This window comes from Streptomyces sp. NPDC001832 (genome assembly GCF_040297265.1).
Classification (GTDB): Bacteria; Actinomycetota; Actinomycetes; order Streptomycetales; family Streptomycetaceae; genus Streptomyces.
The window spans coordinates 1-17,629 of record NZ_JBEOYU010000070.1 but is presented as its reverse complement, the minus strand read 5'-3'; the positions used below and the strand labels follow the sequence as shown (position 1 = coordinate 17,629).

Below are 17,629 nucleotides of genomic sequence, written 5' to 3'. Positions count from 1 at the left end.
CTACACCCCCGGGCTCTGGCCCTATACTTCCCTTGTTGCGCCCCCCCCGGCCGCGCCCCCCCCCCCCCCGGCCGGGGGTGCGCGGCCACCTCTTTTGGTAACTGACGAGGCTCCACATGAGGAAGTTGACGGGATCGTCGCCGAACTCCGGGACCACGTGCGCCGGGCGGATCAAGCTGGACGTGCCGGCGGGCGATCACAAGATCGATCTGGTCACCGCCAACGGCTCGATCACGGGCAGGAACGGCTGACCGCGCCGCGCGCCACCGCGGCCGCACACAGCAGCGCAGGGACGGCCGCGACCGCGAAGCAGACAGCCGGCGGCAGGCGGTCCACCAGCAGACCCACCGCCGCGGCGCCCGCCGAGGACCCCGCGTTGACCGCGGTGTTGACCCATGCACCCGCCTGTGTGCGGCTGCCCGCGCCCACGGACTCGTCCGCGACGAGATACGCGGTGGTCAAGGCCGGGGCGACAAAGACCCCGGCGACCGCGACCACCGCGACCAGCACGTACACATTCGGCGACATCCCGGCCACGACCATCGCCACACCGAGACCGGCGGCCGGTACAGGCAGACGTACCCGGTTCGACGCACGCCACGAGACGGCACCGTGGACCAGCCCCCCGACCGCGCTTCCGGCGGAGAGGGCGGCCAGCACCCACACCACCGCCGCACCCTGGTGGTGCTGCTCGGTGAATGCCACCACCAGCAGATCCACGCCCCCCAGACACAGCCCCACGGCGGCTGCCACGATCGCGGCGTGCCGCAACCCGACGATGCCGAGCAGCCGCTGCCTGCGGGGCATGTCCTGTGACGCGGCGGCCTTCTCCGCCGACGGTTTCGCACCGACTCCGCGCACCGCGGGTGAGGACACCAGTGCCAGCGTGCCCACCAGCACGAGCGCGGCACTGATCGCGACGCCTGCCGCGGGGACGGTAGTCCTCATCACCAGGCCCACGAGCAACGGCCCGGTGACGAACAGCAGTTCCTCGGCGACACCGTCCAGGCTGTACGCGCGCTGCAACAGCTCACGGTCGGGAACGAGACTGCTCCACAGGGTCCGCATCACCGGTCCCAGCGGCGGGCTGCAGGCGCCTGCCGTCACGGCAAGCATCCCCAGCAGGAGCGAGGAAGCCCCCGGCCGCCAGGTGACGTACGCCAGGGCGGCGAGCAGTGCGGCGTAGACACCGGCCATCGGTGGCAGGGCGCGGCGCGGCCCGTACCGGTCGATCAGCGCGGCACGGGCGGGGGAGAGGAAGACGCTGGCCGCCCCGAACAGGGCCATGACGGTGCCCGCGACGGAGTACGAGCCGGTGGCATCCTTCACCGCGAGCATCAGGGAGAGGGAGACCATCCCGTACGAGAGCCGCCCCAGCAGAGCGGCACCGAAGGTGCGGGAGGCATGGCGGGTACGCAGGACGGTGGCATACGAAGGAGCGCGCGAAGGCGCGGGTGAAGGCGCGGGTGAAGGCGAAAGCATGAGGACGTTCCTCGTGAGGGCAGCGCGGCATGCGGCGCTGCGGGCATGCGGGGACACCGAAGTGCCGCACCCGGTGGGACGGGGTGCGGTCAGTGCGAGGTCCTATGCAAGGGGGAGGAACATGCCCGCCAACTTAGCAGGGCGCGGAACGCAGGTGGAGGGTCGTTCCAGCGCCGCTTCGGTCGAAATTTCCTGTGGGGTGTGACATCGGCGAGCGCCCGGCGGCTGCTCCACCAGGATGAACTCCCTGAGCCCACGGTGGCACGACCGCTGCATTGCCGGGCGATACGGGGAGCTCTCCCCGTATAACTGCCGAACTGTCGCGAGATCTCACGAAAGGACCGGCGATGACACTCGGAGCCGAGGACCGCCTGGCCATCCATGAACTGATCGCCCTGCACGGGCATCTGGTCGACGAAGGTGAACTCGACCGCCTGGACGATCTGTTCACCGCCGACGTGGTCTACGACGCCTCGGACCTGGGCCATGGATCGATGCACGGGCTGGAGGCCGTCCGGGACGCGGCCAGGGCGATGGGGGAACGCGGCACCGTCGGCCATCACGTCACCAACGTCATCCTCACCGAGGTCGGTGAGGATCAGGTGCGCGCACGGTCCAAGGCGATCGGGATCAAGGCGGACGGTACGAGCGGAAGTGTGAGGTACGAGGACGTGATCGTGCGTGGTGAGAAGGGGTGGCGCATCAACCGTCGCAAGGTCGCCGCACGACGTACACCTTCCGGCGCGAATGACGCGAACAAGCGGCCCGAATGACATGTCACACGTGTCTCCGGTTGCCGCAGGCGGATACTGACGGCGCCCCTGCACCGGCAGGGGCGCCGCCGCCAACGGATTCCGGGCGACGCGTCAGGCGTTCAGCATCCCCGACGTGTCGATGACCTGGCGGATCGCCCGGCCCGAAGCCAGTTCCTCCATCGCCGCGTTGATGTCGGTCAGCGGCAGCGTGCCCGTGTGCATCTGCTCCACCGGCATCAGGCCCGCCCGCCACAGGTCGAGGAACCTCGGGATGTCGCGGCGCGGGACCGCGTCACCCATGTACGAGCCCAGCAGGGACTTGCCCTCGCCCGCGAACGCCAGGGCCGGGACCTCCAGCACCCGGTCGGGGGCGGGGAGGCCCACCGAGACGACCTTGCCACCCCGGGCCACGGCCGTCAGGCACTCGGCCATGACCTTGGGGCTGCCCACCGCCTCCACCGCCAACTCGGCGCCACCGCAGGTGAGGTCGCGCACCGCCTCGATCGCGTCGCCGGGGGCGTACGCATGCGTCGCGCCCAGCCGCAGGGCCAGGTCGCGCTTCTCCTGGACCGGATCGACCGCGGTGATCGGGTACGCTCCCGCAGCACGGGCGCCCAGAACCGCGGAGAGGCCCACTCCGCCGAGGCCGTAGACCACCGTCGACTGGCCGGGGCGCAGGGCCGCCGTGTTGATGACCGCACCGGCGCCCGTCAGGACCGCGCAGCCGAACATCGACGCCACGGTGAACGGGATGTCCTTGGGGATCGGGACCACCGACTCCTGGGCCAGCACCGCGTGTTCGGAGAACGCGGAGACGCCCAGCTGATGGTGGACCGGATGGCCGGAAGTGTCGGTCAGCAGCGACGGGCCGTGCAGCAGCGCGCCCGAGCCGTTCGCCGCCGCTGCCTGCGCGCACAGGGCCGGGCGGCCCGCCGCGCAGTCCCCGCAGAAACCGCAGCTGGGCACGAAGACCAGCGCCACATGGTCGCCGGGGGAGACACGGCTGACACCCGGCCCGGTCTCCTGGACGACACCTACCGCCTCGTGGCCGAGCGCCATCGGCAGCGGGCGGACCCGGTCGCCGTTGACCACCGAGAGGTCCGAGTGGCAGAGCGAGGCGGCCGCGATGCGGACCAGTACTTCGCCCTCGCGCGGAGCGCCGAGCTCCAGCTCCTCCACCTCGACCGGACGGGTATCGGAATAGGGGCGGGCCGTCGATATCCCGCGCAGCACCACCGCACGGGTCTTCATGCCCGGACCTCCGGACGCGGAGCGCAGCGCAGCACGTCGCGGCTCTCCAGCAGCGGGACGACCTTGCCGAGCACGATCTCCTGGAAGTGCGGGGTTGCGCAGTGCGCGGTGAAGTCGGCCTCGGAGGCGTACTCCTCGTACAGCACGATCGCCCGCGGGTCCTCTGTACCCTGGTGGACCCGGTAGGCGAGATTGCCCGGCTCCTCGCGGGAGGCGGCGGCCACCGTGTCGAGCAGAGGAAGAACGGTTTTTTCCTCGCCGGACTTGGTGCGGTAGCGGGCTACGACGACATATGTCATGGGGGGACTACTCCTGGGGTGCGGAGGGCCTCTTCAACGCGGCGGGCGGGACCGGCGGAAGCTGGTCCCGGCGCAGGTGCCAGAGGCGGGGGTCGGACGTGGCGGCCGCGGCCGACCCGAGGGCCAGCGCGAGCGCCACGTCCGCGGCGGTTTCCACGAAGCCGGCGGCGACCGACGGGGACATCGCGCGCTGTGCCTGCGCGCTCATCCGGGCCACGATCGGGGCGGGCATGATCTCGACCAGGTCCGGTGCCCCGCGCGAGATGGCGTCCATGGAGCGGCGCAGATTGGACCGGTCGGTGACGAACACCTTCATCATCGTCAGCAGACCGAGCGGGCGGCCCTTCTCTATGAGGGACAGCCGGGTGCTGACCACGCCGTGTGCGCCCATGTTCTTGATGAACTCCAGCGCGCCCCGGTCCTGAGCCAGACCGGGGCTGCTGTCCACGTTCACGAACACGGTCTTTCCCGCCCGGCCCAGCGACGGCACCACCTGGGGCAGCTGCCCCACCGCGAGCGACGCGAGGATGCACACCTTCGCCGGTGCGGTCAGGAACTGCCGCAGCGGCTGGGTGCCGACGACCGACGCGACGACCGGCACCTCGGTGAAGGCCGAGGCGAGCCGGGGGTCGAGTGCGGCACCGGACCGGGACGGGGAAGGGGTCATGGCAAGGGCCTGCCTGGAGAAGGAGGGTTCATCGCTGCTGACATCAGTTCAGCGGGGACGTACCGAATCGGCTGGGAAGACCCAGCTTGCCAGGGTTGAGAATGCCGGCCGGGTCCAGGGCCTTCTTCACCGCGACGAACGTCGCGAAGCCCGCCCCGAGGGATTCCTCCAGGTAGGGGCCGCGCAGCAGACCGCAGCCGTGGTGGTGGCTGAGCGCCGCCGCGTGCTTGACGAGTACGGCGTTGGCCGCATCCCACACCGAGCGGTACCAGTCGCGGCGCGACTCGGGCGCCACGTCGCCGCGCAGCGAGAAGTAGACACAGGCGCCGTCGGTGTACGCGTGGGACTGGTGCGCCGAGGCGGCCAGGGTGCCGTCCACCGACTGGATCGCGGCCACCACCTCGTCGTAGATGACCGGGAGGTCGGTCCAGGACGCGGCCATCTCCAGGGTGTCGGCGACGAAACCCGGACCGGGCTTGAAGCCGTCGGCGGACTTGCCGACCAGCATCCGCTCGTCCAGCCAGCGCTCGAAGACCGCCTTGCTGTCCAGTTCGGGGCCGTACGCCTCGCAGACCTCCCTCGCCACCTTGATCGAGGCGTCGACGATGACCGGGTCGCCCTCGTCGGCGATGAGCAGGAGGTTGGTCTCCGGGTGGCCGAAGTGGGTGCCCGACTCCAGCGTGTCGTACAGCCGCAGGACGGCCGGGGTCGCACCGCGCTGCATGATCCGACGGCAGGCGTCCAGGCCCTCCGCGAAGGTCTTGAAGCCGAAGGCGGCGGCGTTCGCGTACTCCGGCAGCGGGTGGACCCGCAGACGCGCCGAGACGATGACACCGAGGGTGCCCTCGGAGCCGACGAACAGCTGGCGCAGGTCCGGGCCCACCGCGGCGCGGGCGTAGTCGCCGTACGTGGCGCGCGTACCGTCGGCGTGCACGACGTCCACGCCGACGACCATGTCCTCGATCTTGCCGTAACGGGTGGAGAGCTGACCGGCGCCGCGGCAGGCGATCCAGCCGCCGACCGTGGAGACGGCGAACGCGGACGGCCAGTGGCCGGTGGTGACGCCGTACTCCTCCTGGAGCTGCTTCTCGAAGAGGTCGCCGAACATGCCGGCCTGGACGTCCACGATGTTCGACTCGGCGTCGAAGCCGGTGATCCGGTTCAGCCCGCAGACATCGAGGACGACGCCGCCGAAGACGGGGAGCGCCGCACCGGTGACGTTGGAGCGGCCGGCGGACGGGGTGACCGGAATGCCGGCCTCGTGGCAGATCCGCAGCACGGCCGCGACCTGGTCGGCGTCGGCCGCCTCGACGATCACGGCGTTCGGCGTCGCCGGCCGGCCCTCGGTCTCGCCGATCATCGAGCCGGCCCACCAGTCACGGGTCCGGGTGACGACCTCGTCGCGGGAGGTGTGCACCGCGTGGGCGGCCTCGCGCAGCGCCTCGATCACGGTCTCGGGGACCTTGACCGGGTCGGTCTGGAGGGCGGCCTCGCCGTCCCCGATCGGGGTGTTCTGCGCCCACTTGGCGAAGCTGGGGGCCCCGATCGTGTAGTTGCCCCGGTTGAACGGGTGGGTGATGGTCTGACGGCTGATCATGCTGCTGCCCCTTCGAGGAGTACGGACTTTTCGTGACGGACGGCTGCGAGGTACTCGGCGACCGAGCGGTCGGCCTCGGCCTGGGAGAGGTTCAGTTCCTGGCCGAGGATCGCTCCGACGGCCTCGGCGGCATCGACGGAGGCGTCCCGGGCGAACAGGCGGGCGCGCATCCGGCGGGAGAGCACGTCGTCGACCGAGCGGGCCAGTTCGGCGCGGGCCGCGTATACGACCTCCGCCTTGGTGTACGGGAGTCCCGCGACGATCGGCTCGGCCAGCGCCGGGTCGTCCTGGATCAGGTCGCCGACGAAGCGGGCCTCGGTGCCGAAGCGCTCGCCCAGGTGCGCGGCGATGCCACCGGAGGCGGCGACGGCCTCGGCGTCGTAACCGGCGCCACCGAGCAGCGGGAGGTCGGTGGTGCGGCTCTTCCCCTTGCGGCCGAGGACCGTCATCACCTTGTCGATGACGAGTTCGCCCATGTGCCGGCTGGTGGTGAGCTTGCCGCCGGTCACCGTCACCATGCCGGTGCGGCCCACGGTGATGTGGTGGTCACGGCGCATGTCGAGCGTCGCGCCCTCCTTGCCGCCGACCAGCGGACGCAGGCCGCCGATGGAGCCGACCACGTCGTCCGGGGTGAGCTTCCCCTCGAAGGCGGTGTTGGCGCCCTCCAGCAGGAAGTCCATCTCCGCACGGGTGCAGTGCACATCGTCGGGGGAGCCCTGGTAGTCCTCGTCCGTGGTGCCGAGCACGACGCTGTTGCCCCAGCGGGTGCAGGTCGCGCGGCGGGCCCGGCCGGGGATCGGCACGGTGACGGTGCAGTTGATCCGCACCTTGTCCCAAGGCACCACGATGTGGACGCCCTTGGCGGGCCGTACCTGCGGCTTGTGATTGTCGTCCGCCTTCGCGTCGAGCTCGTCGGTCCACACCCCGGTGGCGTTGACGACGGCCCGCGAGCGGATGTCGATGGTGTCGCCGTCCACCGAGGCCCGGGCACCGGACACCTTGCCCATCTGCATCAGCAGACCCTCGGCCCTGGCACCGTTGAGGACCGTCGCGCCAAGCGCCGCGGCGGTGCGGACAATCGTGAGGACGAGGCGGGCGTCATCGGTACGGGCGTCGAAGTACATCAGCCCGCCCTTGAGGTTCTCGGCGCGCAGCGTCGGCGCCTGTGCGAGGACCTCGGGGACGGTGAGCCGCTGGTGGAGCTTGCCGATCCGCCAGCCGCCGACCAGGTCGTACGTCCACAGCAGACCCTCGAAGCCCTTGGCGAGGCGGGCGTCGAAGATGCCCTCCTTCTCCAGGATCGGGAAGAGGAACGGCAGTCGGTGCACCAGATGCGGGGCGTTCTTGCGGAAGCGGTGACGCTCCAGGAGCGAGTGGCGGACCAGGTTGACGTTGCCCTGCTCGATGTAGCGCAGACCGCCGTGGACCATCTTTGAGGACTTCGACGACGTACCGGAGGCGAAGTCGTCCTTCTCGATGAGCGCCGCGCGCAGCCCGCGCGAGGCGGCGTCGAGCACGGCGTACGCCCCGGTGATGCCGCCGCCGATGACAAGCACGTCGTACGTGTCGTCGGCCAGTCGGCGCTTGAGGGCTGCCCGGTCGAGCAGCAGCGGCGTCCGGCGGGTCGCCGCCGCGCTGCGCCGCGGTTTCCGGGCGGGCATGGTGATCACAACATCAACTCCTGGTGTTTCGGTGCGGCGGCCGCGTGGTCGGGTACGGGCAGCCAGTGCGACGGTCAGGGGCCGTCAGCGGGGGGTGTGAGGTTCGGACCCGGGGTGCTTCAGGGGGAGCAGCGCCGGGTCGCCGAGGTGGGCGATCAGCACGTCGCGCCAGGCGGCCCGCTGTTCCGCGCGCTCGGTCGCCGTGATCCCGGGCTCGAAGACCTGGCCGTGCGGCTGTGCTTCGACGACCTCTTCGAGCGAGGACCACAGGCCCTGGGCGACACCGGCCAGATAGGCGGTGCCGCGCAGGCTGGCGGTCGCGGAGTCGGAGACCCGTTCCAGCGGCAGGCCGGTCAGGTCGGCCTGGATCTGCATGAGCGGATCGCTGCCGGAGACGCCGCCGCCGACTCGGAGCCGGGTGAACGGCGTGCCCATGGTGTCGGCGACCCCGTCGATCAGGTCGCACACCGAGTGCGCGATCCCGTCCAGCACGGCGCGCGCGAGATCGGCGCGGGTGGTGGCGAGGGTGAGCCCGGTGAGGGATGCGGTGGCCTCTGGGTGCCAGACCGGCGTACGGACCCCGGCGAGTGCCGGGACGAAACGCGGCGTGCGGCCTGGCCGGGTGGGGACCCGGCCCGCCTCCTCACCGAGCTCCTTCGGCGATGCGAACAGGCCCAGGTCGTCGCAGAGCCAGCGCAGCGCCGAACCCGCGGTGGAGGTGTAGGCCTCCAGGCTGTAGTGGCTGATGTCGCCCTGCCGTCGGCCGGGCTGGGCGAGCACCCCGGAGATGTCCGGCCGGGGCAGGGCGGGCGTGGTGCCGGTCGCCGCGTCGACGAAGGCGCCGGTCCCGTACACGCACATGCCCTGCCCGGCGGCGAGGCCGCCGAGCGCGACGAGTGCGGCGTGCTGGTCGCCCATGGAGGCGGCCAGCGGGACGGCGATCCCGAGGGCGGCCGGGTCGGTCGTACCGAATCCGGCGTCGTCGGAGCGGAGTTCCGGCAGCAGGTCCAGGGGGAAGCCGAGGTGACTGATCCACTCCTCGTCCCAGGCGTGTTGCTCCAGCAGATAGCCGCCGGTGGACGCGGCGTTGGTCGGGGTGGTGGCGTGCACGGCGCCGCCGGTGAGGCGCCAGATGAGCCAGGTGTCGACGGTGCCGAAGAGCAGCCGGCCCTCGCGGTGGGCGGCGGCCACCTCCGGGTGCGCGGCGATCTGCCGGGCGGCCCAGAGGAACGGGGCGCGGGCGCCGACCGGCCGGCCCTGACGGGCCAGCAGGGCGGCGTCCCACTCCGCCTCGTACGCGGTGAGCTCGGTCGCGTGACGCCGGTCCTGCCACACCACCGCGGGCAGCAACGGCTGCCCGGTGACCCTGTCCCACAGCATCGCGGTGGCCCGCTGGGTGGAAAGTGCCACCCCGGTGATCTCGATGCCCTCCTCGCGGGCCCGGCCCACGGCCCGGCGCGCCACCTCCACGGTGGCGGTCCAGAGCTCCATCGGGTCCTGCTCGACCGAGAGGTCGTCCGGATGACTGACCTTGATCGACCGGTAGAACACCTCGCGGGCGGCGCCCGAGTCGAGGACGACTCCGGCCCTGGTGCCCGTGGTGCCCTCGTCGATGGACAGCACACCGCGCCGTGGGGCGGCGCCGGGGAACGTCTGCGTCATTGCAGCCCTTTCATTGCGAGCTTCGCGAGCTGTGCGGAGCGATACGGAGGGGACCATCGTGTGATGTGGCAGGTCCGGCGGCCGGTCAGCGCGCGGTCACGGACTCATCGGATGCCGTCGAGCCGGCCCGTGCGCCGACGACGGCACGGTCCTGTCCGGCGGCCTCGTCGGGCGAAGCGGCCTTGGTGGGGTCCCACTTGATCGCCAGACAGGTGATCAGGCCGAGCAGCGGCACGACGGAGATCACCAGGAACGTATTGGCGAGCCCGAGCGAATCCTTGATCTGCGGGAAGACATAAAGCCCGGCGACACTGCCGAAGCTGCCGACCATCCCGGTGACGCCGGTGCCGAGCGCACGGACATCACTGCTGTACGAGAGCGCGGCGATGGACTTGCCGTTGGCGCCGGGGCCCGCGGAGTGGCAGAGGATGAACAGGACCGGCAGCAGGAACGCCACGGCTGTGGGTACCTTCTCGAAGGTCAGCCCCATCGCGAGCAGGGCGACGAATACTCCGGCGAATCCGGCGGCGGAACTGAGCCGCAGTCCCAGCCGGCGGCCGAAGTACGCGGACAGGAGCCCGCCCGCGATACCGAAGGCGTTGAAGACCATCGAGCCGATGGTGGCCTTCTCGAAGCTCTCGCCGAAGATCGTCAGGCTGATCACCGGGAGATACCAGCCGACCGCGAAGTACTGCATCGACTGCCCGAGCGAGATCACCGAGGAGAGGATCGTGCGCGGCAGGTACTCGCCCTTGAAGAGCAGCCCGGCCTGCCGGAATCCGATGGCGGGAGCCTCGGTGGCGGCGCGGGTCGCCTCGTCGGGCTTACCGGCGACGGCCTTGATCCCGTAGATCTTGTCCAGGTTGACGACGGCCTCGTCCAGACGGCCCTTGCTGGCCAGCCAGGTGGGGCTCTCCCGGAGCATCAGCCACTGGCCCACGAGCAGCACGACCGCGACGACCGCGGCCGAGCCGACCGACCAGCGCCAGATGTCCGCGCCGACGTCCAGGTTGAAGAAGAGCAGGGCGACGGCGAGGTTGCTGGTGGTGGCGACGTACCAGACGGCCTGCCACAGGTTCAGCCGGCCGCCGAGCTTCGCGGGCGTGTACTCGGCGAGCAGCGCCATGGCGACCGCGAAGTCGATGCCGTACGCGACACCCACCAGGACCCGACCGAACCAGACGACGGTGAAGTCACCGGCGAAGGCGGCGAGCAGGGCGCCCGCGATGGCGAACACCTTGGCGATGAGCAGCGGGGGGACTCGGCCGATCCGGGTGGCGAGCCAGCCGCCGACCGGGTTGAAGATGATCGCCAGGGCCGGAGCGGTGGCCGTGAGGATCGAGACCTGGGTGCTGGTCAGCTCCATCTGGGACGTCATCGGTCCCAGACCGGCGCTCAGCGCGGCATTGGAATAGGCATCGAGGAACAGCCCGCCGAACACGAGAAACCAGATGACTTGCGCCCGGCCGGTGATCTTTCCCAGCCCGTCGATGAGCGCAACGACGTCGGCGACGCCTTTGACGCTCGGACGTTGTGCCATGAATCCGCCTTCGAGGAAGACCCATCGGCGGCACGGGGAGCACAAAAAACAGGCACGACGAAACCACCGACAGGTGGTCTATGTCTGTGCCTGTCAAAACACTGCGGAAAGCGCCGCAGCACGTGAACTGCAAAAAGTACGAACTACACAGTGAGGTTAAGAACGAGTCAGGAGAAACGTCAAGGGTTTCCGGAAGGTTACTTGAACGTGACGCGGGGGCGGGATGGCGCGCGATCCGCACCACCCCGCCCCCGCACCCGTGAGGTACGTCAGCGTCCCGCCTGCAGCGCTGCCCAGGTGTCCGCCCCCACGATGCCGTCGGCCGTCAGGCCCCGGCTCGCCTGGTAGCTGCGCACCGCCGTCAGCGTCGCCGGGCCGAAGCTCCCGTCGATGCCGACCGTTGAGCCGAGCGCCGCGGTCAGTGAGCGCTGGAGCCGCTTTACTCCGTCGCCCGAGTCGCCCTGCTTGAGAGTCGCCGTCGGACCGGCCGACAGCAGCGCGGTCCAGGTCCTGTCTCCCACAACGCCGTCGGCGGTCAGGCCATGGGTCGCCTGATAGGACATCACCGCATTCCGTGTGGCCGGGCCGAAGCTGCCGTCCACCGCGCCCGCCATGTATCCCTGCTCGCTCAGCAGTTGCTGAACCGCCTTGACCTGGGCGCCCGTCGAGCCGCTCTGCTGGGTCGCGTACGCGGTGAAGCTCAGCCCGTCACTGCTGCTGCCGTCACCGGTGTCCCCGCCCACCAACTGCATGTAACGCGTCCAGTCCCAGTACGGGCCCGGGTCCGTGTGGTCGTTGCCCGGTGCCTCGCTGTGCCCGATGATGTGCGCCCGGTCCTTCGGAATCCCGTACCGGTCGCACAGATGCTTCGTCAGCGCCGCTGACGATCGGTACATCGTGTCCGTGAACCACGACGGGTCGTCGACGAATCCCTCGTGCTCGATGCCGAGCGCCGAGGCGTTCGCGCTCTTCGCGTGGTACGCGGTGTCGCTGTCGCGCACCATCTGGGTGATCTGACCGTCGGAGGAACGCACCACATAGTGGGCGCTCACCTCCGCCGTCGGGTTCTGGAACCAGCTGATCGAGCCCGCGTACGAGCCCTGGGTGACATGGATGATCACCTTGTCGACCTTCGCCGACCGGCCCGCTTTGAAGTTGTTCGCATCCGCTGGAACCCACAGAGCCGACGGGTAGTCGGTGCTCTTGGTGAGTACGTCGGTGGTGCCTGGCGAGCCCTTCTGCGGTGAGACCGGACGGGCCGTCACCGAGATCTGCTCACCGCCGGGGACGGTGGCGTAGAGCCCGTGGGCCAGGAAGGTGTACACGGTGTCGGCGTAGAGGGCGGCGGCTTGTCCCGTCGAGCCGCTGTACCGGGCGACGGCCGGGTACCAGGCGTTGACGTCGTCGCGCTCGCGGTCGTCGAGGCCGATCTTGTCCGCGTAGCTGCGCAGCACCGCCGCACCGCCCAGGATGTTGGCCGTGGTGTCGGTGCGGAGGCCGGCGAGGGGTTCGCCGGTGAGGGCGCCGGCCCGCTCCAGTGTCGGGTTCGTCGGGTTGCTCACCAGGTGCATCACGCCGTACCCGTTCGCCTGGCTGGGGCGCCCGGAGTGGCCGTTGAGATGGGTCTCGCCGTACCCGACGGCGGCGAGCAGATCGCGCGGTACGTCGAACTCCGCGGCCGCCCGTGCGAACGCCTGGTTCATGGAGTGGCCGTCGGCCGGAGAGGCGAAGGCCGGGCTGCCGGTCGCGGCCAGGGCCGTGACGGTGAGGGCGGCCAGGGCGGATGTGCGGAGCTTTGTGTGGAAGGCGGCTCGTCTGGGCATACCTGCTCCTGCTCTGTGGGGGGAGAAGAACGGCCCCTGGGCCCGAGTGGGGTGGGCGAGGAGCCGAAGCCCGCTCAGAGTACTGGTGTGTCCAGGGCATGACAATCACTTGATCGCGTGTCGAACCGCCTTCACCCCAACGCAGTTGAAGCGCAGCTCAGAGCTCTGCCCGGTGACCTGTTCGGCGGTCACCGGGCAGGGCCGGAGGTCAACGCTGGCCGTGACCAACGGAGTTGACGTCCACCCGCACGATCTGCGGGTCGTGGTCGCTCGCCTGGTCCGCGAATTCCGCGTTGATGTGCACCACGTCGTAGTCGAAGCGGCGGATGCCGGGGCTGGTCAGGATGTGGTCCAGCGTCTGCGAGTTGCCCTCGTACACATAGCTGTACTGCTCGCTCGTAGGCAGCGTGGTGATCAGTGGCTCAAGTACCTCGCCGCTGGTCAGCGCGTCCATCGTCGGGGAGAAGGCGAAGTCGTTGAGGTCGCCGAGCGTGATGATCCGCGCCGAATCGTCCGCGGCCAGCAGCGACTTGACGAAGGTGTTCACCTCCGCCGCCTGCTTCACCCGCTTGGTCTCCGAGCCGCGCCGCGGTTCCTGGTGCCGGCCGTGCAGGGGCTGGTCGCCGCCCTTGGACGTGAAGTGGTTGCCGATGACGAAGACCGGCTTCCCATGGAAGCGGAACTCGCCGACGAGCGGCTTGCGACTGTCGGCCCACGCATCGCTGGTCGGGGAGATCCGGCCGGGCGACGCCGAGAGCCTCACTCCCTTCTTCGTCTTCACCGCGGTCACGGCAGTGGTCGCGTCGCCGCCCGCACGGTCCACGAAATCGACCCTCTCGGGATTGAAGAGGAAGACGTTACGGATGTTGCCGCCGGGTTCGCCGCCGTCCTTGCCGTTCTCGGGGGCGACGTACCGCCATGCGTACCGCGGCCCGCCCGCGGCGACGATCGCGTCGGTGAACCGCTTAAGCGTCGCCTCTGAGCCGACCGTGCCGTCGTTCACCGCACCGTTGTCGTCCTGGATCTCCTCCAGCGACACGATGTCCGGGGAGGAGAGATTGTCCGCGACGCCCTCGGCGAGGGTGTCGAACTTGGCCTGCTCGTCGAGGGCGTCCAGGTTCTCCACGTTGTACGTGGCGACGGCGAGCTCGTTGCCCTTCTGCTTCCGGGTGACTTCGCGCCGGAGGTGGTTGTCGGTGAGCGTGCCGAGCTCGGTGGCCTGGAGGTTGTAGCCGCCGAAGGACGCGTAGTCCATGACGCCGGTGGTGGCGCCGGACAGCTCATCGCCCACATCGGCGACGGGCACCGGCCGGGCCGGGTCGAGCGACATCACCTTGATACGGCCGGTGTTTTGGTCGTCGTACGAGGAGTACAGAGTGCCGCCTCGCACGGTCCGGTTCTCGTCCGGCTTGACGGTCACCCAAACCTCGTGGTAGCGGGTCGTCGCCCCCGTCACTCGGGTGTCGGAGATCCGGACCCGGGCGCCTTCGAGCGACTCGTAGAGGTCGAGGGCGTACGCCGACGGGTCGAGGGGCAGCGGGTCGATCGAACCGCCGCCTGCCGAGGGCACGTACGCGTCCGGCACCGAGGCCGCGTCGAGCACGACCGGGGCCGGCAGTGCGTTGCCCGAGGATAGGACCGTCGTCTTCGGGGCGATGATCTCGGTGATCGACTGGGTGGTCGACGACGGGTAGTACTCGTCCACCTTGCCGCTGACCAGCACCGATTCACCCACGGTGACGTCCGGCGCGGTGGAGCCGGTGTAGACGAACACACCCTCGCTGGTACGGGGGTCCGTGTCCGGCGCGGAGTCCTGGATCCAGAAGCCGCGCGAACCGGTGCTCCGTACGCCAGTGACGATGCCGGGGACGCCGGTCACTGGTCGGCCCTCCAGCGGCGACACACGGGAGGTGCCCTGGATGTCGTGGATCCGGACGGTGCCCGGTTCGGTCGGGCCGCCGGGGTCCTCCGGACCGGAGCCGCCGGATGTCTCACCGGCCGAGTTGACCGGTGTCGGGGCGCCTGCGTTGAGGTCGTCGGCGTTGTCGTCGGTGTCGACGAGGGACGTACCGCGCGCCACCGAGGAGGTGTTCGAGGCTCCCGCCGCCGGGCCGCTGCCCTCCCGTACGACCGCGGAGGCGTAACCGACGAGGTCCACGATCCGCGTGTCCGCCGCGCAGTCGGCCGCCGTCTTGCAGGTCAGCGGAGTCGTACCGGAGACGAGCGCGACGGTTCCGCCGCCGGCTGCCATCGCGACCGTGCCAGTGGCGTCCGGCGTCGGCAGGGCGACGGTGCCGCCGCTGCCCGCGGCCTCGGCGACGAGGTAGCGGCCGCCGGGGGCGATGGACCCGCTCAGTGCGGAGACCTGCCACAGCGAACCGGCGGAAGGTGTGGCCGGCAGATACTGCACGCTGAAACCGGAGAGGCCGTACGCGGTGGCACCGGCATTGGCCAGCTCGATGAAGTCGCGGGTGAGCGCCGCACCCGAGTTGCCCCCGCCGCCGTACGCCTCGGAGATCACGGCGGTCGAGGACGGAGCCGCGAAGGCGGCGGGCAGCGCGGTGGCTGAGAGCGTTACGGCGACGGCGCCGGACAGCAGGACGGAACGGGGTCTGGATATGTGCACGGTGGGCTGCTCCCGAAGTGTGGTGAAGGGCAAAAGCTATGCGCGTAGAACCAGCCGTGACAAGACATCAGAAGTTAATTCCAGAAATCGTTCCGGCGGTCCGGAAGCGATGCGGGCGACGAGCGCGGAGGTGTGCTGTGGGCACCTTCGGCCCGGCCGCAGCTCGACATGCAACCAAAAGGTTGCCTATGGTGGAGCGGGTAGGGATACGAACAGGCGATGGTGACTGTGATGGCGGCGATGGACCCGATATTCAAGGCGCTCGCCGATCCGAGCCGCAGGGAGCTGCTCGACCGGCTCAACGCGCGGGGCGGCCAGACCCTGCGCGAGCTGGGCGAGGGCCTGGACATGAGCCGGCAGGCGGTGAGCAAACACCTGGCGGTGCTGGAATCGGCGCTGCTGGTCACCGCCGTGCGCCACGGCCGGGAGAAGCTGCACTACCTCAACCCGGTGCCCATCCAGGAGGTCGCCGACCGGTGGATCGGCCGGTACGAACGTCACCGCCTTACCGCACTGTCCCACCTCAAACAGACCTTGGAAGGAACGGCCATGGACAAGCCCGAGTTCGTCTACGTCATTTACATCCAGACCACCGCTCAGAAGCTCTACCAGGCGCTGACCGACCCCGAGTTCATCAAGATCTACATGGGCGGTTACGGCCCCGAGTCGACCTGGGAGGTCGGCGCGCCGGTCCGCTGGAAGATGGACCCGGACGGCGAGTTCGAGGAGGTCGGCCAGCGGGTCCTGGAGGCGGAGCCCGGCAAGCGGCTCTCCTACACCTGGCACACCCTGCAGCCCATGCACCGCCAGATGTTCGACTTCGCCTCTGACGAGGAGTGGGACAAGGCCGTCCAGGAGCGGTCGAAGGTCACCTTCGACATCGAGCCGGCCGAGGAGCCCGAGATGGGCATCAAGCTGACGATCACCCATGACGGGTTCGACAGCCCGGACAGCAAGATGCTGGAGGGCGTCAGCGGCGGCTGGGTCGCGATCATCTCGTCGCTCAAGACCCTTCTGGAGGGCGGGAAGTTCCTCGACGAGCCGGCCTGACGACTGGGCGGTCCGGCGCCTGCTCCACAAGGGCGCCGTATGGGGGTGGCCCCCTCAACCCAGGCTGTCCGGGACTACATGCATGGCCGCTTCCTCGGCCGATGCCGCCGCTCCGTCGATCCCGACGTCCTCGGCTGCGAGGGTGTCCGGCTCATTGATGTCCAGCTGCCGGGTGAGACGGCCGGCGCGTGCCGAACCGACCTCCGCGTCCCAGAGCTCGCCGTCACCGTCGGACAGATCTCCCAGGTCGTCGCCGTCGGCTTCGGTGACATCGGGCAGTTCCCGTGCCAGACGGCCCTCCAGTGGCTCGCCACTGTGCTGTTCGGCGGCCGTGGTGCCCCGATCCTCCACCGCCCACGGCCGCTCGGGCGGGGAGTAGCCCTCGTCGAGGAGGTCGGTCAGCCCCCGGTTGTCCAGGGTGTCCTCGAGGTCGAGCTGCTCGGTGGGGTCGGAGGCCTCCGGCTGCTGGGGCTGGTAGACATCGTCTCCCATGTCGGCATCCTTCATGGTGTGTCCCTTCCCGGTTTCGGGGATCCCGGTCGCGCATGCCGCACACGCGACTCGGGGGAAAGGGGGGCATGTCTTCGGTATCGGCCTGGTGCACGATAGCGAGCGGGCTCCCTATCGTGCACCGGGCTGTAAGCGCCCGAGCGCCGTCGAACCGCCCGTATGGCTTCAGGATAAGGCCGACCGGCCCAAGTGGCCCGGGTATCGGCCCGCAGCCGTGGGCCGCTGCCTGGGCGCGATGGGCTCGTCCGGGGGACGATGGAAAGCGCAGGCGGGCCATGCCCTGGCCCATCCGTATCGGGAGAACCGCCATGGATTACCCGGAGAGCTACCAGTTGGTATTTCAGGCATCCGCTGTGGAGGACGACACAGTGATCGTCCGGCGTACGGCGCAGTCGGGGGCGGGCGGATACCCGATCTACGAGGACGAGACCGGAATCGTGCGCGCGGAGATCAGCGACCGAGGAGAGGTGCGCATGCTGGCCAGCGGCGGACACCAGGTGCTCGGCACGCCGCTGGTGGTGCGGGAGCCGAGTGCCTGAATGCGCCTGGCGCCTGTCCGGCGGATCATGCCCGGGCGACGCCGAAACACGCTTTAGACCGACCGGCAAATGGGGGGGCGGCGTCGCGGGGCTGGGCACGCACATCTGCCGCGTTGTCGTCAATCACCAACGCGCCGCGTTGGCTCAATCCTCCGCCTTGCAGCTGC

15 protein-coding genes are annotated in these 17,629 nt (G+C 70.0%); 4 read left to right on the top strand and 11 right to left on the bottom strand.

Going from position 1 to position 17,629, the window contains the following annotated elements; all coding sequences use genetic code 11:
* Positions 1-116: 116 nt before the first annotated feature.
* Entirely contained in the window at positions 117-251 is a 135-nt protein-coding gene (locus ABT115_RS30065) for a hypothetical protein (RefSeq protein ID WP_351796430.1), read from the top strand.
* Here the strand turns inward: ABT115_RS30065 and ABT115_RS30060 are convergent.
* A complete protein-coding gene (locus ABT115_RS30060) occupies positions 232-1,482 on the bottom strand; it encodes an MFS transporter (RefSeq protein WP_351796427.1) in 1,251 nt (416 codons plus the stop codon). The genes ABT115_RS30065 and ABT115_RS30060 overlap by 20 nt on opposite strands.
* Before the next feature lie 347 nt (positions 1,483-1,829).
* Here ABT115_RS30060 and ABT115_RS30055 point away from each other — a divergent pair, with 347 nt between their 5' ends.
* Positions 1,830-2,255: a nuclear transport factor 2 family protein gene (locus ABT115_RS30055; RefSeq protein ID WP_351796424.1), complete on the top strand. Its 426-nt coding sequence runs from the start codon at positions 1,830-1,832 to the stop codon at positions 2,253-2,255.
* A 93-nt stretch (positions 2,256-2,348) separates the two neighbouring features.
* On the opposite strand, the gene ABT115_RS30050 is transcribed toward ABT115_RS30055, so the two are convergent.
* The 9 genes from ABT115_RS30050 to ABT115_RS30010 form a co-directional block, all read right to left on the bottom strand.
* Positions 2,349-3,488, bottom strand: a complete 1,140-nt coding sequence (locus ABT115_RS30050) for a zinc-binding dehydrogenase (protein ID WP_351796421.1) — start codon at positions 3,486-3,488, stop codon at positions 2,349-2,351.
* The gene (locus ABT115_RS30045) at positions 3,485-3,787 is read right to left on the bottom strand and encodes a putative quinol monooxygenase (RefSeq protein WP_351796418.1); all 303 of its coding nucleotides are present in this window, start codon (positions 3,785-3,787) and stop codon (positions 3,485-3,487) included. Before ABT115_RS30045 ends, ABT115_RS30050 begins: the two co-directional genes overlap by 4 nt.
* A gap of 7 nt (positions 3,788-3,794) precedes the next feature.
* Positions 3,795-4,454, bottom strand: coding sequence for a glycerol-3-phosphate responsive antiterminator (locus ABT115_RS30040; RefSeq protein WP_351796415.1), 660 nt, complete (start codon positions 4,452-4,454; stop codon positions 3,795-3,797).
* A 43-nt stretch (positions 4,455-4,497) separates the two neighbouring features.
* On the bottom strand, positions 4,498-6,051 hold the full coding sequence (locus ABT115_RS30035) for an FAD-binding oxidoreductase (RefSeq protein ID WP_351796413.1): 1,554 nt from the start codon (positions 6,049-6,051) through the stop codon (positions 4,498-4,500).
* Positions 6,048-7,721: a glycerol-3-phosphate dehydrogenase/oxidase gene (locus ABT115_RS30030; RefSeq protein ID WP_351796410.1), complete on the bottom strand. Its 1,674-nt coding sequence runs from the start codon at positions 7,719-7,721 to the stop codon at positions 6,048-6,050. The genes ABT115_RS30035 and ABT115_RS30030 overlap by 4 nt, the downstream gene beginning before the upstream one ends.
* A 75-nt stretch (positions 7,722-7,796) precedes the next feature.
* Positions 7,797-9,374 (bottom strand): FGGY family carbohydrate kinase, encoded by a 1,578-nt coding sequence (locus tag ABT115_RS30025; RefSeq protein ID WP_351796407.1) that lies wholly within the window; start codon positions 9,372-9,374, stop codon positions 7,797-7,799.
* Positions 9,375-9,459: 85 nt separating this feature from the next.
* Entirely contained in the window at positions 9,460-10,914 is a 1,455-nt protein-coding gene (locus ABT115_RS30020) for an MFS transporter (RefSeq protein ID WP_351796404.1), read from the bottom strand.
* 269 nt (positions 10,915-11,183) lie between these two features.
* Positions 11,184-12,737, bottom strand: coding sequence for a peptidoglycan-binding protein (locus ABT115_RS30015; RefSeq protein ID WP_351796401.1), 1,554 nt, complete (start codon positions 12,735-12,737; stop codon positions 11,184-11,186).
* 208 nt (positions 12,738-12,945) lie between these two features.
* Positions 12,946-15,363: a DUF8508 domain-containing protein gene (locus ABT115_RS30010; RefSeq protein ID WP_351796398.1), complete on the bottom strand. Its 2,418-nt coding sequence runs from the start codon at positions 15,361-15,363 to the stop codon at positions 12,946-12,948.
* A gap of 240 nt (positions 15,364-15,603) precedes the next feature.
* Between ABT115_RS30010 and ABT115_RS30005 the strand changes: the two genes are divergently transcribed.
* Positions 15,604-16,413, top strand: a complete 810-nt coding sequence (locus tag ABT115_RS30005; RefSeq protein ID WP_351796433.1) for an ArsR/SmtB family transcription factor — start codon at positions 15,604-15,606, stop codon at positions 16,411-16,413.
* Between the two features lie 54 nt (positions 16,414-16,467).
* Here ABT115_RS30005 and ABT115_RS30000 read toward each other — a convergent pair whose 3' ends face one another.
* Complete coding sequence (locus ABT115_RS30000) at positions 16,468-16,920, bottom strand: DUF5709 domain-containing protein (RefSeq protein ID WP_351796395.1); 453 nt, start codon at positions 16,918-16,920, stop codon at positions 16,468-16,470.
* A 311-nt stretch (positions 16,921-17,231) separates the two neighbouring features.
* Here ABT115_RS30000 and ABT115_RS29995 point away from each other — a divergent pair, with 311 nt between their 5' ends.
* Complete coding sequence (locus ABT115_RS29995) at positions 17,232-17,462, top strand: DUF6296 family protein (protein ID WP_093895936.1); 231 nt, start codon at positions 17,232-17,234, stop codon at positions 17,460-17,462.
* Positions 17,463-17,629: the final 167 nt, after the last annotated feature.

Excerpts from the sequence above, each read along its gene's own strand:
- ABT115_RS30065 (WP_351796430.1), top strand. The coding sequence starts at position 117 with ATGAGGAAGTTGACGGGATCGTCGCCGAACTCCGGGACCACGTGCGCC.
- ABT115_RS30060 (WP_351796427.1), bottom strand. The coding sequence starts at position 1,482 with ATGCTTTCGCCTTCACCCGCGCCTTCACCCGCGCCTTCGCGCGCTCCT.
- ABT115_RS30055 (WP_351796424.1), top strand. The coding sequence starts at position 1,830 with ATGACACTCGGAGCCGAGGACCGCCTGGCCATCCATGAACTGATCGCC.
- ABT115_RS30050 (WP_351796421.1), bottom strand. The coding sequence starts at position 3,488 with ATGAAGACCCGTGCGGTGGTGCTGCGCGGGATATCGACGGCCCGCCCC.
- ABT115_RS30045 (WP_351796418.1), bottom strand. The coding sequence starts at position 3,787 with ATGACATATGTCGTCGTAGCCCGCTACCGCACCAAGTCCGGCGAGGAA.
- ABT115_RS30040 (WP_351796415.1), bottom strand. The coding sequence starts at position 4,454 with ATGACCCCTTCCCCGTCCCGGTCCGGTGCCGCACTCGACCCCCGGCTC.
- ABT115_RS30035 (WP_351796413.1), bottom strand. The coding sequence starts at position 6,051 with ATGATCAGCCGTCAGACCATCACCCACCCGTTCAACCGGGGCAACTAC.
- ABT115_RS30025 (WP_351796407.1), bottom strand. The coding sequence starts at position 9,374 with ATGACGCAGACGTTCCCCGGCGCCGCCCCACGGCGCGGTGTGCTGTCC.
- ABT115_RS30020 (WP_351796404.1), bottom strand. The coding sequence starts at position 10,914 with ATGGCACAACGTCCGAGCGTCAAAGGCGTCGCCGACGTCGTTGCGCTC.
- ABT115_RS30015 (WP_351796401.1), bottom strand. The coding sequence starts at position 12,737 with ATGCCCAGACGAGCCGCCTTCCACACAAAGCTCCGCACATCCGCCCTG.
- ABT115_RS30005 (WP_351796433.1), top strand. The coding sequence starts at position 15,604 with ATGGACCCGATATTCAAGGCGCTCGCCGATCCGAGCCGCAGGGAGCTG.
- ABT115_RS30000 (WP_351796395.1), bottom strand. The coding sequence starts at position 16,920 with ATGAAGGATGCCGACATGGGAGACGATGTCTACCAGCCCCAGCAGCCG.
- ABT115_RS29995 (WP_093895936.1), top strand. The coding sequence starts at position 17,232 with ATGGATTACCCGGAGAGCTACCAGTTGGTATTTCAGGCATCCGCTGTG.